This window comes from Methanobacterium congolense, from assembly GCF_900095295.1.
Lineage (GTDB): Archaea > Methanobacteriota > Methanobacteria > Methanobacteriales > Methanobacteriaceae > Methanobacterium_C > Methanobacterium_C congolense.
Window position 1 is genome coordinate 284,850 of the sequence record NZ_LT607756.1, and the last position, 15,675, is coordinate 300,524.

At 37.1% G+C, this 15,675-nt stretch carries 18 protein-coding genes and 1 tRNA gene; 12 read left to right on the top strand and 7 right to left on the bottom strand.

Annotated elements, in window-relative coordinates; all coding sequences use genetic code 11:
• Positions 1-123: 123 nt before the first annotated feature.
• The 8 genes from MCBB_RS01325 to MCBB_RS01365 all read left to right on the top strand — a co-directional run bounded on the left by MCBB_RS01325 (position 124) and on the right by MCBB_RS01365 (position 6,285).
• Positions 124-1,230 carry a hypothetical protein gene (locus MCBB_RS01325; protein WP_071905920.1) on the top strand — a complete coding sequence of 369 codons (1,107 nt, stop codon included), beginning with the start codon at positions 124-126 and terminating at the stop codon, positions 1,228-1,230.
• 256 nt (positions 1,231-1,486) lie between these two features.
• Positions 1,487-1,945, top strand: a complete 459-nt coding sequence (locus tag MCBB_RS01330; RefSeq protein ID WP_071905921.1) for a GyrI-like domain-containing protein — start codon at positions 1,487-1,489, stop codon at positions 1,943-1,945.
• Between the two features lie 143 nt (positions 1,946-2,088).
• Positions 2,089-2,601: an RDD family protein gene (locus MCBB_RS01340; RefSeq protein WP_084789731.1), complete on the top strand. Its 513-nt coding sequence runs from the start codon at positions 2,089-2,091 to the stop codon at positions 2,599-2,601.
• Positions 2,602-2,800: 199 nt separating this feature from the next.
• On the top strand, positions 2,801-3,628 hold the full coding sequence (locus tag MCBB_RS01345) for a hypothetical protein (RefSeq protein WP_071905922.1): 828 nt from the start codon (positions 2,801-2,803) through the stop codon (positions 3,626-3,628).
• A gap of 13 nt (positions 3,629-3,641) precedes the next feature.
• Complete coding sequence (locus MCBB_RS01350) at positions 3,642-4,139, top strand: MarR family winged helix-turn-helix transcriptional regulator (RefSeq protein WP_071905923.1); 498 nt, start codon at positions 3,642-3,644, stop codon at positions 4,137-4,139.
• 124 nt (positions 4,140-4,263) lie between these two features.
• Entirely contained in the window at positions 4,264-4,806 is a 543-nt protein-coding gene (locus tag MCBB_RS01355; protein ID WP_071905924.1) for a flavodoxin domain-containing protein, read from the top strand.
• 57 nt (positions 4,807-4,863) lie between these two features.
• Positions 4,864-5,370, top strand: a complete 507-nt coding sequence (locus MCBB_RS01360) for a CDP-alcohol phosphatidyltransferase family protein (protein ID WP_071905925.1) — start codon at positions 4,864-4,866, stop codon at positions 5,368-5,370.
• Positions 5,371-5,553: 183 nt separating this feature from the next.
• Complete coding sequence (locus tag MCBB_RS01365) at positions 5,554-6,285, top strand: MBL fold metallo-hydrolase (RefSeq protein ID WP_071905926.1); 732 nt, start codon at positions 5,554-5,556, stop codon at positions 6,283-6,285.
• Positions 6,286-6,352: 67 nt separating this feature from the next.
• Here the strand turns inward: MCBB_RS01365 and MCBB_RS01370 are convergent, their stop codons facing one another.
• From MCBB_RS01370 to MCBB_RS01385, 4 genes are all read right to left on the bottom strand, one after another.
• Positions 6,353-7,597 carry an aldo/keto reductase gene (locus tag MCBB_RS01370; protein ID WP_071905927.1) on the bottom strand — a complete coding sequence of 415 codons (1,245 nt, stop codon included), beginning with the start codon at positions 7,595-7,597 and terminating at the stop codon, positions 6,353-6,355.
• 87 nt (positions 7,598-7,684) lie between these two features.
• On the bottom strand, positions 7,685-8,245 hold the full coding sequence (locus MCBB_RS01375) for a TetR/AcrR family transcriptional regulator (protein WP_071905928.1): 561 nt from the start codon (positions 8,243-8,245) through the stop codon (positions 7,685-7,687).
• Between the two features lie 130 nt (positions 8,246-8,375).
• Positions 8,376-9,833 carry an MFS transporter gene (locus MCBB_RS01380; protein WP_071905929.1) on the bottom strand — a complete coding sequence of 486 codons (1,458 nt, stop codon included), beginning with the start codon at positions 9,831-9,833 and terminating at the stop codon, positions 8,376-8,378.
• Positions 9,834-9,878: 45 nt separating this feature from the next.
• On the bottom strand, positions 9,879-10,334 hold the full coding sequence (locus MCBB_RS01385) for a MarR family winged helix-turn-helix transcriptional regulator (RefSeq protein WP_071905930.1): 456 nt from the start codon (positions 10,332-10,334) through the stop codon (positions 9,879-9,881).
• A gap of 277 nt (positions 10,335-10,611) precedes the next feature.
• Between MCBB_RS01385 and MCBB_RS01390 the strand changes: the two genes are divergently transcribed.
• The 3 genes from MCBB_RS01390 (at position 10,612) to MCBB_RS01400 (ending at position 11,938) form a co-directional block, all read left to right on the top strand.
• Positions 10,612-11,106 (top strand): TIGR00288 family NYN domain-containing protein, encoded by a 495-nt coding sequence (locus tag MCBB_RS01390; RefSeq protein WP_071905931.1) that lies wholly within the window; start codon positions 10,612-10,614, stop codon positions 11,104-11,106.
• A gap of 151 nt (positions 11,107-11,257) precedes the next feature.
• Positions 11,258-11,719 (top strand): GyrI-like domain-containing protein, encoded by a 462-nt coding sequence (locus tag MCBB_RS01395; protein WP_071905932.1) that lies wholly within the window; start codon positions 11,258-11,260, stop codon positions 11,717-11,719.
• Between the two features lie 133 nt (positions 11,720-11,852).
• Positions 11,853-11,938, top strand: a tRNA-Ser gene (locus MCBB_RS01400).
• A 147-nt stretch (positions 11,939-12,085) separates the two neighbouring features.
• Here MCBB_RS01400 and MCBB_RS01405 read toward each other — a convergent pair.
• The 3 genes from MCBB_RS01405 to MCBB_RS12025 all read right to left on the bottom strand — a co-directional run bounded on the left by MCBB_RS01405 (position 12,086) and on the right by MCBB_RS12025 (position 13,221).
• A complete protein-coding gene (locus MCBB_RS01405) occupies positions 12,086-12,445 on the bottom strand; it encodes a hypothetical protein (protein ID WP_071905933.1) in 360 nt (119 codons plus the stop codon).
• A 58-nt stretch (positions 12,446-12,503) separates the two neighbouring features.
• On the bottom strand, positions 12,504-12,878 hold the full coding sequence (locus tag MCBB_RS01410) for a hypothetical protein (protein WP_145975988.1): 375 nt from the start codon (positions 12,876-12,878) through the stop codon (positions 12,504-12,506).
• Between the two features lie 181 nt (positions 12,879-13,059).
• Positions 13,060-13,221 carry a hypothetical protein gene (locus MCBB_RS12025; RefSeq protein WP_171899063.1) on the bottom strand — a complete coding sequence of 54 codons (162 nt, stop codon included), beginning with the start codon at positions 13,219-13,221 and terminating at the stop codon, positions 13,060-13,062.
• A 247-nt stretch (positions 13,222-13,468) separates the two neighbouring features.
• Between MCBB_RS12025 and MCBB_RS01420 the strand changes: the two genes are divergently transcribed.
• The gene (locus tag MCBB_RS01420) at positions 13,469-15,616 is read left to right on the top strand and encodes a PAS domain S-box protein (protein ID WP_084789732.1); all 2,148 of its coding nucleotides are present in this window, start codon (positions 13,469-13,471) and stop codon (positions 15,614-15,616) included.
• Positions 15,617-15,675 lie beyond the last annotated feature (59 nt).

A 15,675-nucleotide genomic window follows, 5' to 3' on the forward strand; every position in this document is an offset into this window, starting at 1 on the left:
TTTAAAATAAGTAAATATTAACAATTATTTTTGTTTTTTATAAATTATTAGATTTTTTTATAATATCTATAATTATTTATATCATATATAATAATTTAAATATCATAACATGGGGGTTGTTTTATGGAGGAAATTTCAAAAAATGAACTTAGAAAAATTTGGGTTATTTATTTGTTGTTAAATTGTGAGAAAAAATATCAGCAGGATCTCATTAAGGAATTGAATAAAATAGCTCAAAAGTTCCTAGAAAAAGAGATTGAATATAGAGAAATCGATTTGATTTTAGAATATGATCCTGATGAAGCTGTGGATAGTAGATATTACAATGGAGATGAATTTGATTATGAATTTTTTATGGATGAAAAAACTTATAAGATTTCTTTAGAAGAATTAACAGATAGTTTTGAAATGGGAAAAGAGGGAGATGTGTCAGAAGTTGAAAGGATATTAGAAGAATGGGAAGGCATTGGTCCAGAGGAGTTAAATGGATTAGATAGTGATGATTGGCCAATGGAAGTAGCTCATTTGATAGATCTCAGAGAACTTTACTTAAAAAAATTGAAAAAAATAACAGATCCTATGGTTTCAATTATCCTTAAAGAGCTTAGAGAAGAGGGTATATTAGAAACTGTGGCTTTTAAAAGAGGTGGGAGGGGACCTTCGCCCAATCAACATTACTTAAAACAAGATCCAGATGCATTGTCAAAAATTTTAATAAAATTACTTAATCCCAAGTTAAGTCTTTTTTCATATTCAAATTTTGTTGCAAAGATGATGTCTTCCGTTTATTTAAATAATTTAATAAATATTGATACAGTAAAAACTTTGGAAAACAACTTAAAAATTTCATTTAATGAGGAAGAAAGAGAAATTATATTAAAAATTATCAAGATATCACCTAATGCGCTTTCTAAAGTTTTAGAGTATTCTCAACGTAAATTTTTTTCAGGTCATTTAATGTTAAGTTTAGAAGAGTCAAGTTATGAGAATAAAAAATTTTTATTATTTGAGCTTCAATTTTTATTAGGAGAAGATATAAAGCGTATGTCCTTTGTTAATTCAAAAATTAAGTATAAAATAACAGTTTCATTTGAAGGAGAATTTACTGAGGAAGAAGAGGGCAAAATTTTCCAAAATGTTAAAAAAAATGAGTTAAACACAACATTATTCCCCATTTCTAAAGAAAAAGGTTATAACTACTTATTATACTCTGATAACTCCCCATTATAATGTTAGCATTATGTTGATAACTTAGAATATAGGAACTAAAATCATGAACAGCAAACAATCAAAAGCCCTAACCTATCCGTGGCAGGGGCTTAACATGAATAGGATGGGAATTAGGCTTTCTACTGTTTCAATTTGAAAATCTATTTTTTTACTTCCCACACGCTCCCAAAAACTAGAAGGTACCTCATACTAAACTATCATACAGCACGATTGCCCCCACAATACGTGCTACCCTTTAACATTTGGACGTGTAATTATGGAGATAGAACTAAAAAAGGTGAAAGAGTATCAGGCAGCCTTCATATTCCATAAAGGCGGCTACGAGAAGATCCCGGAACTCCTTGGAAAGTTGGTGGGATTCTTAATGGAGAAGAACCTTCAGATAGAGATGCCAGTCTACGGTGCCTACTTCAACAGCCCCCATGAAGTGCCACCAGAGGAACTGGAATGGGAAGTTGGAGCAGCATTCCTGGGAGATGTGGAACCAGAAGGTGACATTCAGATAAAAAACGTTCCAGAACACGAAGCTGTATCCACAGTATTCAAGGGCCCCTACGGAGAGGCAGCATCGGTATACGGCAGCTTGTTTGAGTATGCAGCTAAAAACAACTACCAGATTGCAGGGCCTGTGGAAGAGATATACCTCAACAGTCCAGATGAGGTTCCAGAATCAGAGCTTCTCACAGAGGTTCAGTTTCCTGTGGTGAAAAAGTAATTTTATTGATCCAACCTTCAGCCATACTAAAATTAAATTTTTTCTTTTATATTTTAAATATTTTAAAATTACAGGTCCATTAATTGACACAATGGAAAGAAAGCTTTATATTACTTTTCCTCTAATCTTAGAATGGTGTTAAAATGTTATGTAATGAATGTGGAGAAAGTAATATATCTGATGCCAAATTCTGTCAAAAATGTGGGGCGGAACTTGGATCTGGAGTTAAATTGGCAGGTTTAGGTGATAGAATCATTGCCTTTTTCATTGATAGCTTGATAACAATGGTTTTAGGTTTTATTGTGGGCGGTTTAATGGGTGTCACATTCGTTTTTGGAGGTCTATCTGCCAATGATACATCATTTGTAGTTGCCAGTTATTTAGTGGGATTCTTAGTATTCTTTGGTTATTTCATCCTTTTAGAGGGACCTCTCGGTGGAGGTCAGACCATTGGAAAGAGAATTCTTCACATACGTGTTGTAAGAGAGGAAAACCTGGAGGTCATGGATTACACCAAGAGCTTTGTAAGGAACATCCTGAGGATAATAGACGGTTTCTTATGTTACCTCATTGCAATCCTTCTGATCCACTCAAGCGATAAGAACCAGCGTTTAGGTGATAGTGCAGCTCATACTTTGGTGATAAAAGAAAAATAATCACTATGTTCTTTTTTTTATTTTTAAAAATTTTATTCTTCATATTCCAATTCATTTTTCAGTGTTTGTTAGACCTACACTTCAAGTGTAAAAAATTTCACATAAATGGAACTTATTTGAATGTTGGCCAAAACTTTATATATTAGGTAATATATTACCTAAATTAACATGTAATATATTACCTATGGGCTGATGAAAAATGGATAAAAAAATAATATACATAAATTCAATGGTTATTGGCATTCTGGCGGTTTTTGCAACTGCATCTGGCCTGTTCTGGAAGGGCCTCTACAAACATGACACAGTTTCAGGTGTGGCCCAGATGATGGGTCAGGATTTGATAACCCTAATTGTGGTTGTTCCCTTACTTCTGGTATCGATGTACCTAATATCCAGAGCTTCACTCCGGGGCTACCTGATGTGGATGGGAACTATCTTCTACTTCCTTTACTCCTATGCATCCATATCCTTTTTGACATCCTACAACCAACTTTTCCTGGTTTACGTGGCACTTTTCTCAGTATCTCTTTACACGTTCCTATATGGGCTGTTTTCCATGGATATTAAAACGATTAAAAAAAGTGTCTCTACTGGAGTTACCCTAAAGGTAGCAGGTGTATTTCCAATAATCATGGGCTTGCTACTTGCAGGTATGTGGCTTTCAATGATATTGGGATCACTTCTAAATGGTAACGCACCTGCTGCACTTGAAACTTACACAACCCTGGTGATTCAGGCTCTGGATCTGGGAGTCCTTGTTCCAGTTGCGTTTATTGCAGGGCTCATGACCTTAAAGGGCAAAGGATGGGGTTATGCACTTGTTTCAGTACTCCTTGTAAAGGTGTCCCTCCTTGGAACAGCCATACTTTCCATGATATTTTTCATGGCAAGAAACGGTGTGGACGTTGAAGTGGGACAGGCACTTTTCTTCGTGGTGATGACCCTTGCAGGAGTTGTAATCACAACTGCATTCTACAAAAAAATTCATGGAAGCTTGCGCGACTTCAAAGACTTGGAATTAGATTAAAGTAGGAATTACAATGAAAGAACCAGAGGAATTAAAGGCAGAGTTCAGCGTGGAAAGGCTTGAAATGGAGAAATACATTTTGGTAGTTCTATTTCTGGTACAGCAGAGATGGGGCTACATAATCAACAAGGAATTTGCTCAGGATGGAATAACAACCAAGCAGTGGCTGATGATGGTGGTGATGGGAAATGCATTCAAACATGACCCCTCCATGCAGGAAGTGGCAGAAGCAATGAGTACCACACACCAAAACGTTAAACAATTGGCCACCAGATTGGAGGCAAGAGGATTCTTAAAAATCGAACGAGATAAAAGCAACAAACGTATACTCAGGTTGAAATTCACAGAGGAATCTCAGAGATACTGGGAGGGAAGAAATGGAGACGATGTTGAATCAGTGTCTGCACTTTTTGAATCCCTGGACGATGGAGAAATTAAAACTCTATTCGAAATCATGGGAAAACTTGAAAGATCATCTGAAAAGTTATATAAAGATTCTAAGAACATTTAAAAGTTATATAAACCTTTAAAAGTCATATAAAAATCAAAATATAATTTATAATAAAAAATAAAAATAATCAGTCAATTAATCGATGAATAAAGTTAAAAAAATTGATTTAAAGTTGGGGATTGAAATGAAAGCGTTGATTGTGTATGGAACCAGATACGGTACAGCTGCAGAAATTGCAGAAGAAATGAGCAGGGTTATGAAAGAGGAAGGGGCTGAAGTGGATCTAGTGGATTCAAAAGGTCTTAAGAACTTTGATATAACTCCATACGACCTTCTTGTTGTGGGAAGCGGGATAAAAATGGGAAAGTGGACCAAAAATGCACTTAACTTCCTTAAAAACAACAAAGAAATTCTTACCAGCAAGAAGGTGGCGCTTTTTGTTTCCTGCGGTGCTGCCAATGAGGAGAAGAGTCGTGCAGAGGGACAGGAAAAGTACCTTGATGATGTGGCCAATAAATATCTTCTAAATGAACCCGTTGCCACAGGACTCTTTGGAAGTGTCTACGATCCAGAAGCCAAACACGGGCTGATGTACAAATTCACAAGGAGCTTCATCAAAAAAGAACTGGAAAAACAGGGCATTGATACCACTAAACGCCATGATTACCGTGACTGGGATGCAATAAAGGAATGGGCTCGAGATCTGGTGGCTAAAAATGGAAGGTAACCTTAAGTTTAAATTCCATTCGTTTTTGAATTGTTTTTAACCTTTTTGGAGAAAAAAATGTTCAAGAGATCATTCATACCATCAGGAATAAGTTCCACACGGTTTTTAATAGCCCCAGTGTTTGTTTTCACATTTTTCAAAGGGTTATACTCCTTATCCATCATTATATTTGCTTTTGCATGTTTCACAGACTTCTTGGATGGTTACGTTGCAAGAAAAATGGTTGTAACCTCAAATGCAGGAGCTTACATGGACGTGGCAGCTGATTTTGTTATTATAATGGCATGTTTTTCTGCATACGTATTTGTGGGCTGGTACGACCCCCTGGTTTTGTTACTCATTATCACCATGTTCAGTCTATTCATTGCAACGTCGGGGCTTGAAACTCCAGTTTACGATCCAGTGGGCAAATATCTGGGGGCTTTCCTAATGGGAATGGTAGTTATATCACTTTTACTACCTCAAACTTTTGTAAGACATATTTTAATGATATCACTGATAATCTTCTGTTTATCCTCAATTGTAAGCCGCCTGTTCTTTTTTTACAGGGGTCTTGGTAATTGAAAGTAGGTTTATGTGATGATCTGGTCTTTGAAGGGATTTTTAAAACTTTTTTTAAGAATTATGGGTAATAAAAGTGAGCAAATGAAAAAAAATGACTGTGAATCCTTTATAAAAGATTTAAATGGGTGAATAAAGATTATGGGTGCGTAAAGGGATAAAACATAAATTGGGTTGATGAAAAACATGAAAAAATGGATTACAAATGGAAAAAATACGGTTCACCAGGTTTTAAGTGGCCGAAGCAACGCTTTTTTGATTTCAAAGGGTAATACTCATGTTCTTGTGGATACAGGTAGAACCAGTTCATGGAAAAAGTTAAATCAAAAACTCGATAGTTTAACAGATGGAAATGGTCTGAAAGCTATTGTACTTACTCACACCCATTTTGATCACGTTGAAAATGCTGCATCCTTAAAAGCGAAGTATCATGCAAAAATAATCGTCCAAAGAAGTGAGGCAGAGCACTTGATGAAGGGAAACACTCCATTGCCACAGGGAACCAACTTACTCACCAAATACCTGGTTAATTCACTTGAAATGTTAAAATGGGGCGGAAAAAATTTGGTTTCACGTTACAACTACAGATCCGTGGATCCAGACATCGAAGTGGATGAAACATTTTGTCTGAATGAATTTGGAATTGATGCATGTATTATCCACACTGCAGGTCATTCTCCAGGTTCTTTGAGTGTTGTGGTGGATGGAGAAGTGGCACTGGCTGGTGATACGGTCTTTGGAGTTTTTAGAGGCTCTGTTTTCCCACCATTTGCAGATGATGTAGATGTACTGATTGAAAGTTGGGATACACTTCTGAAAACAGGTTCCAAGATTTTTCTTCCAGGTCATGGTGTAGAAAAGAGCAGAAAAGAGCTGCAAAATGGTTACAATAAATATAAAAATTTAAAAAAGGATTAAAAACGTTGAATGTTAATTATTTAAAATTAACCCCTTAAAAAATCCAAAAACGGAGGGGAAGATAATTTCAGTTCTTAGATGAACTCCTTGAAAACCGATGTTGCAGTGCTATGAACGCATCCATCATGGGCATAACAACGGATTTTCCAAATTTCACCTTGTAACTGAATCCATGACCCTCCAGTTCATTTGAAACATCTTCCAAAAGCTCTGGGATGCTCAGCTTCTGTGGACATGCCCTGACACATTTACCACAGTCTATGCAGAGCCCGGCATTTGATTCGTTACCGCTCATAACTCCACCCATACGTATCAAATATGAAAATGGTGCACGTTTGTCATTGAACATGTACTTGTTGTTGTAAATTTCAAAGCACCCTGGAATATCCACCCCAACTGGGCATGGCATGCAGTAACCGCAGCTTGTGCAGTCCACCTTTGTAAGATCCTTGTAAACCTCTTTAACCTCTGCGTAGAGTTTCAACTCTTCAGGGGTTAGGGAGTTTGGCTGAACTTCCCCTGCAACTTTCAGATTTTCCTCAACCTGTTCCTGGCTGTTCATTCCAGACAGTACACATGTAACCTCTGGATGGTTCAGCACCCACCTGAGGGCCCAGTCTGCAGGACTTCTTTTAACCTCTGCACGTTCCCATATCTCCAAGGTCCTTTCAGGCACATCACCTGCAAGGTGCCCTCCTTTAAGGGGTTCCATAATAAAAATACCCATACCTTTGGAGGCAGCGTACTCGAGACCAGACTTTCCTGCCTGATTTTCCTCATCCATGTAGTTGTACTGTATCATGCAGGCATCCCAATCGTAGGCGTCTGCAATTTCTTTGAATGCTTCAGGGTTGTCGTGGAATGAGAAACCAGCATACTTGATCTTTCCATCTGCTTTGGCCTTGTCAAGGAACCTTGAAACTCCAAGATCTTCAAGTTTCTTGTAGCTTCCCCTACCGAGACTGTGGATGAAGTAGTAATCGATACGTTCTATCTGGAGTTTTTCAAGCTGTTTATCCAGAATATTCTCCATATCCTCGTACTTCTTAACAGACCACGGGGGCATTTTTGTTGAAATATTCACTTTGTCCCTGTACTCTCCAGAGAGTATCTCACCCAGGAAAGATTCACTTGCACCACCGTGGTAAGGTACGGCAGTGTCTATGAAGTTCACACCAGTGTCTATGGCATAAAATATCTCTTTTTTAGCTTCTTCCTTGTTGATCCTGCCGTTTTTGGTGGGAAGTCTCATTGCACCAAATCCTAATGCTGAGATTTCCTGGCCGTTTTTTGTGATGGTTCTTTTCTGCATTTTTAAACCTCATAATTGTAATTATTCGTTAAATTGAAATTTTTTGGAATTGAGAATTATTCTCTACAAATATTCTCTAAAAACTGTCTATTTGGAAATTCCACCCCAGAACAGTTCGAATGCCAGTTTCAAATTTTCTTTGTTTAATCGTTCAGGGTACTTCTCAAAGTGGCCAACTGTAGCAACAACGTTTCCCCAGAGGTAGTCTGTGAGCATTTCGTAGGATGCTTTTTTGATCTCCTGTTTTTCAAGTCCCATTTTATAAGCTTCGAAAACGCTTTCAAATTTAGTTTCAACCTGTTTTTTTGTTAGGTAAGTTATGTATGGTGAGCAATGGAAACTAATGATAAAATGAAACTTCTCAGATTTTTCAATACCAAAATTTACTAAATTCATCCACACGTTCTGTATATTTTCGCGGAAGGAATTTTTATCGTTGTAACATTCACTAACAGAGTCCAGAAGACTTTCCTTTGAGTAAAGGTATAAATGGTTTATAAGGTCTTCTTTGGTTTTGAAATAGTGGAAAAGGGTGCCTGTTGCAACTTCGGCAGTTTTTGCGATCTCTGCAGTTGAAGTTCCATGAAATCCTCGCTCAACGAAGAGTTTCAGGGATGCATTCATTATTTTCAGTTCTTTCTCCTTCACATCATCACCTTGTTTTCCAAGTAATAGACTGATTAGTCAATCACATATTTATAGTTTACAACTTTTCAGATCAAAAAAATGAAAAAAAAATTGTTCTTCAAAATTCTGAGTATTTTTTTTTAAATGAATTTCAGTTTGCAGAACGTCTCAAACCACGTTTATATGATAAAATTGCTCCTACAAAACAGAGTGCTGAACTTATGTACATGGTGGTCCCACAAACACCCTTCAAAAGACCTGCACAGGCACCCACAACGTCTCCAGAGTATCCTGCTCCAAATAGAAGTACAGAAAGGAGTAAAGTGCCCATTGCAGTACCCAAGGCCAGTCCAAAGCTTTGATTGGTTACTGTTATACTGGATGCAAGGGCACTCCTCTCTGGTGGAAGTGCAGCCATAATATCCAGATTGTTCGGGCCCTGGAAGATTGAACGACAGATTCCTGCAAGTAAAAAACTTGCCACTATCAGTGTAAGGTTTATATTTTGGAATCCATATCCACATAGGAAATATGCAATCCCCATTAGTGTTATACCCAGCATTGCGTAGTTTCCAACGATCCAGGATTTATTCTGAAGCTTCAAACTATCGTAAATCCTTCCACTTAACGGGGAACTTATCATCATTGCAAGGGGCATTACAGCAGCCAATATTCCAACCTTTGAGGGGCTGAATCCCATGACCCCCTCGAAGTAAAATGGCTGAATAAAAACCATTATGAAGGTTGCTGTGAAGTAAAGCACTAAACTGATGTTGGGAAACGTGAAACTCCTTATCTTGAACACGGATATGTCCAGAAAGGGCTTTTCAACCCTGATCTCACGTAAAACAAAAGCCGTGAGTGATACCATAAAAACTCCAGTGTAAGTTACTGCAGCCTTTGCATCAACTGGAGTGTTGGATAAGGTGTTAAGGATCATGAAGAAGCTTCCAATGAATATCATGAAGAGTATGGATCCAGTATAATCCTCGTACCCTTTTCTGGTAATTTTTTCTTCTATTTTAAGGTATCTTAAGGTTGGTAAAAGTAACAGTATTCCTATTGGTAGGTTAACAAAGAATATGTATGTCCAGCCCAGTGTGTCAACCAAGATTCCCCCGACTGTTGGACCTATTATCATTCCGAATCCTATTATGGCTGTGAAGTATCCCATAACCTTTCCACGTTCTGGGCCTGGAAATATCTGCATTAGAATTGCAAGGTTGATGCTCATGATCATGGAACCTCCCAGTGCCTGAACTATCCTGAAGAAGATAAGTTCAGGTAGTGATGTTGAAATTCCACATAAAAAGGAGCTGATTGTGAATATCAAAAGCCCAATTAGGAATATTCTTGATTTTCCAAGCCGGTCTGATAATTTTGCAAATACAATGGGTGTTATGGTTGCTGTAACCTGATAACCTGTAATTATCCATTGTGAGAGTCCAACTGAAACATTGTAAAAACTTGTTATGGTTGGAAGGGCAACGTTAACTATGTTGGTGTTTAAAACTGCCATAAAAACTGCAGTTAAAACCACAGTCATTATTTTGTAACGGTTTTCATAGGATCTTCTTGCAATCTCTGTTTTGTAAATCGTATGGTCCATGTTTTATCCTTCAATTATGTTCAAATCTTTTAGAGTTTATCCCATTTATTCCAATTTTTTCATGAGTTCCCTGAGGCCTTCAACTAGGTCGTTGAGTGAATTTGTATCCATACTTTCAAACAAGTTTTTGAGAAATATGTCACGTGATTCATGTCTTATTTGATCTATGATTCCTTTCCCTTTTTTTGTGAGAATTATTCTGCTGATTCTGAGGTCATGCTGGTCTTTAACCCTGTCAACAAGTCCCTTTTTTTGCAGTCTACTTAACCTCTCTGATATGGTGTGGGGGGCACAGCCCTTTCGAATTGCTATTTCTCCCACACTTGGACCTATCTGAAGTACATCCTCACTTCTCTCATGCTCCATCTCTTCAAGTTCCAGAAGTAAATGAAATTGTTCCAAGCTTAAATTGTATTTTTTTGCTGCTTCATGATGTTTTAAGTGAAGAGTTTTGTTTAATTTGTTCCACCATTCGATGGCTTCATCAACCTTCTCATCCATACAATCACTGATCCTAAAGTATATATTACCAAATTATATCGTGGCAAGACATAAATATCTTACATTTGAGATCCCATCCAAAAATGATTCCCATTTTAAAAAAGAGAGAGAGTTTTGTTATGTATTTTAATTTTTAATGGATTTTTTGGCGGAATTTAGTATAGATTTGGGTCTGATTTAGGCATAGGTACTTATTCTTTGTTAATAATAGAAAGGTACATTCACTTATGCTCAAGGTAAAATTTATTGAAACTTTGAGCATCATGGAGATGAAAAAATGGCTAACTTAGAAAAATTCAATTCATTGAAGGATCGCCTGCCACGTTTAGATGGGCGAGATGGAAAGAATGTTGGACTTCTTGTAGATGGCCCAAACATGCTTCGAAAAGAATTTGACTGCCATCTTGATGTTGTGAGGAAAATAATAAGCCAATATGGGAGTATAAGGGTTGCAAAGGTTTTTTTAAACCAGTACGCTTCAGGTAAACTCATAGAAGCAGTTACAAATGAGGGTTTCTCACCAACTATAGTTTCAGGAGAAACAGATGTTCACATAGCTGTGGAAGCATATGAACTTATCCACAATCCAAATATAGATATAATCGCGCTTATGACTCGAGATGTTGATTTTTTCCCACTTATAAACATAGCAAAGGAAAATGGTAAAAAAACAATTGTGATTGGAGCTCAACCAGGTTTCAGCATAGCCCTGCAGAATTCTGCAGATAGTGCCATAACCCTCAACACCAACAGGCATCCAAGCGTTACCTAAAAAATATATAAAGCATTGTTTTTAACTTTAATACTAATTTTACCCCTCCCTCCTTTTAGAAAATTTCATGCTATGCTGGAACAGTCTTTTACAGTTAATCCACAATGGTTATTAGTCAAAGAGAACTAAAGTAAAACCAGGAGAGTTTAAGATGGAAATAACTGAAAAAAGGATTGAACAATCAAAAGTAGCTTACATACCCTACAGTGGCAGTTATGAAAAGATCCCAGAGCACATGCAGGAAGTGGGACAGTTAATCATGAAGAAGAACCTTAAAATGACTGGAACAGTCTATGGAACATACTTCAACAGTCCTGAAGACGTGCCTGAGGATAAACTTCAGTATGAAATCGGATTTTCAGTTGAAGATGAGATGCCTCGGGAAGATGCGCTGGGATTCAAGGACATACCCGAACATACGGTGCTTGCAGCAACCCACAAGGGACCTTACACAAACGTTGGACCTGTGATCCATGCAGTGGCACAGTACGCAGTGGACAACGGCTACGATATTGTTGGACCCGTAACAGAGGTTTACCTCAACGATCCTAACATGGTTTCAGAGGAAGAACTCCTAACTGAGGTCAGGTTACCTGTTATCAAGGTACGATAGGTTTTAAAGCCCCATAATTCCTTTTTTTAATTTAAAATTAATTTTTGAGCTTGAATTTTAAGTTGGATTATTTTAAATAATATAAATAGTAACGTATTCTAAATAGAACTATCAACTAACTAATATATCACCTGCCGGGATAGTCTAGTCAGGTAAGGCGCAGGATTCGAAATCCTGTTGAGCATTCGCTCGTCCTGGGTTCAAATCCCAGTCCCGGCGCTAATTCACCAAATTTTTTATAACCATTAACGCATATTTACCAGAGTTCTGATCATTTGATGCTTGTTTTTACAACTATGGGTTCATATCATTAGTCAGGTTGAAGACCTTCATCCTTCTATAGATATGAACGTTCAACCAATTAAATCAAGGAATTCCACTGAAAATGAGTGTAAGGCCTGTAACGGCATGTTCCACTGCAATAATTGCTCCAGAATAAGCTGTAGAAAAATAAGCTCTATATATTAGGAGTGCTGCAATGGCAGTTGGCACTATGAATATAAAAATGGCTATAACAATAATTATAAGGATCAAATTCCTGTTGGACGTATTTCTTCTTGCTATTTCTTCATCAGATGGAACATATTCAGATCTCTCCTTCAGTTCATCACGTGAAAGATGGTACTCTATTTCTCCCCCACAGTAGCAAACATCAAAATCCTCAGGCGATTCTCCCTCCTTAAGCTCATAAACTCCACCACATTCTTTGCATTTCAGATAACGCATATCATTATTCTCCAATTAATTTAATAAATGTTAAGTTACCCTTTATCCAGTAATTAAATCATTTCTTAAACAGGATCCATAACAGAAATAGGATAACTGCAATGGCAATCACCATGAAAATAACAAATACATAGGTGGCTCCAGGGCTCCCTACTTCAGTTGTTGCTTCCATAACACCCATTACCACACCACCGAAAACATGGAACACTGCGTAGGCAACCACAAAGAAAATTAAAATTTTGAGTAAAGGGCTTCTTTCTTTTGATCTATTATCGTTGGGATACACGGGCATGTATCCTCTTTTATGCCCGTTATTATCATAATACTCCAGTTTTCCCCCACAACTGCAGCTTTCAAATTCTCCAGGCAATTCTCCAGGCTGGAGATCGTAACGTCCCCCACAGTCCTTGCATACCAGATATCCTCTATTCATAACATCATTTATGTAATAAATTATCATATTATTTAAATATTGTGAATCTTTGATGTTAACTTCACAGAATAACATATTAATTGGGAATTGAAGATTTATTACCCTTTAAAAACAGCTAAAAAACTTATAAATTTTTTTAAATCTTTATAAAAAAAATATTTAAAAATAAAATGACCTTTGTTTAACTGTAGATACGCTTGGCTGCTCCACATATGAACCATATAATTATGGCAGCAAATAAACCGTATTTAAATGTATAAAGATTGAACACTCCTCCAAGAAGTACTATCACTCCTACAAAACCCATGATGTAGATCAACATGTCCCTCTGTTTATCTTCCATATTTTTTCTCCTCCTAAACTAATATACGGGATATTCATAATTAATTATCTTTTTAACTGTTAAATTAAATCCATATATAAAATTTATCAAAAAAGTACTGAATTAAATCCATTTTTTTTGACATGTCGTGACACCTCAAGTTATATAATTGGCCCCAACCTATCTAATATCTAAAAAGTCATGCACTAAATATCGTGAAACTGGTAGTTGAGGGGGAATAATTTTAAAAAGCGATCAGGTGAATTTAATGGAGATGTTCAACAGATCTCCAATAGGAATTCTTCTATACAATAAGGATGGTAAGTTGTTGGATGCCAATCACTCTGCACTGGAGATAACTGGAAATCTTGAGGAGGATTCAGACCTTGATATATTTTGTAGTGAATTCATGGCTCAAAATAAGGAAATATTGGCTGAAGAAGGATCATTTAGGTTTCAAGCCCCCTTGAATTTTGAGAATATAAAAAACAAAGCCTTCGAAAAGTCTGGTGAGATTTTAATTGATTGGAACATTTCCGTTCTTGATTCGGGATTTTTAGTGCAGATTCAAGAGGTCACAGAGAAAACATCTGAAGAATCCATTAAAGAAAATGAAAGGTACCGACGCTGGTTTGAGGAGGATTTGACTGGGGATTTTATTGCAACTTTGGATGGTAGGGTGCTTGATTGTAACCCTGCTTTTGCTGAAATCTATGGATTCCATAACCTTGAACATGCTGTCGAAGCAGACATATCTAATTTCAACCGCCCTGATTGGGAAACCTTAATAAAACGCATTAAACTTGAACGTAAAGTTCAGGGCCACCAGTCAACGCACAGGCGTCCTGATGGTAGGAATATTCACATTGTTGCTAATGTTGTGGGTATTTTTGATGATTTTGGTGAACTGGTTCAGGTTAAGGGTTATGTTTTTGATGATACTGAGCGTAAAAAGGCTGAAGAATCTCTTAAGCGCAGTGAAGAGAAGTATCGCCGCCTATTTGCAGAGGATTTGACTGGGGATTTTATTGCAACTTTGGATGGTAAGGTGCTTGATTGTAACCCTGCTTTTGCTGAAATCTATGGATTCAACAGCTGTGAAAAAGCTCTTAACTCAGATATTTCACAATTTGACCATGATGATTGGGTTAATTTAATCTTCAGTCTTAAGGATGAAGGTAAAATCCAGGATCATCAGAGATGGCATAGGCGTCCTGATGGTAGGGAGATTCACGTTGTTAGTAACCTTGTGGGTATTTTTGATGATTTTGGTGAACTGGTTCAGGTTAAGGGTTATGTTTTTGATGATACTGAGCGTAAAAAGGCTGAAGAATCTCTTAAACATAGTGAAGAGAAGTATCGCCGCCTATTTGCAGAGGATTTGACTGGGGATTTTATTGCAACTTTGGATGGTAAGGTGCTTGATTGTAACCCTGCTTTTGCTGAAATCTATGGATTCAACAGCTGTGAAAAAGCTCTTAACTCAGATATTTCACAATTTGACCATGATGATTGGGTTAATTTAATCTTCAGTCTTAAGGATGAAGGTAAAATCCAGGATCATCAGAGATGGCATAGGCGTCCTGATGGTAGGGAGATTCACGTTGTTAGTAACCTTGTGGGTATTTTTGATGATTTTGGTGAACTGGTTCAGGTTAAGGGTTATGTTTTTGATGATACTGAGCGTAAAAAGGCTGAAGAATCTCTTAAACATAGTGAAGAGAAGTATCATCGTTTATTTGATGAGGATTTGACTGGGGATTTTATTGCAACACCTAAAGGAGAAATTTTAGATTGTAACCCTGCTTTTGCTGAAATCTACGGATTTGATGATTGTGATAGGGCACTTCAATGGAATATTTCAGAGTCCAACTCCTTTGACTGGCCTTACATGGTTACGCGTCTCAAGAGAGAGAGTAAGATCAAGGGTTTTCAAAGCTGGCAGAGAAGATCCGATGGTTTGAGGGTACACGTCGTTGCTAATGTTGTGGGTATTTTTGATGATTTTGATGAACTGGTTCAGGTTAAGGGTTATGTTTTCAATGACACTGAGCGTAAACAGGCTGAAGAAAAACTTGCTAATGCTCAAAATCAGATAAAAGAGATTTTAGATAGCATCAAGGATGGTTTTGTTGCCCTGAATTCCTACTGGAATTTTATTTATGTCAATCAAGCTGCCGGGGAGTATTTCGGTGCTGAACCTGAGGATATCATTGGAGAAAACATCTGGGAAATCTTCCCTGAACTTTTAGGAACCAAATATGAAAAAACCCTCCGCAGGGCAATGGATGAACAGGAAACCCAATACTTTGAAGATTCAGACATAAATGAAACTGATCAGTGCTTTGGTTTCAGTGTTTATCCTTCACTGGAAGGTATATCTATTTACTGGAGAAAGAATAACCTTAAAATTTAAAATTAATGTTAAATCAAGGTACATTTAATTATAAAAGGTTAAATCATGACTAAAAAGAG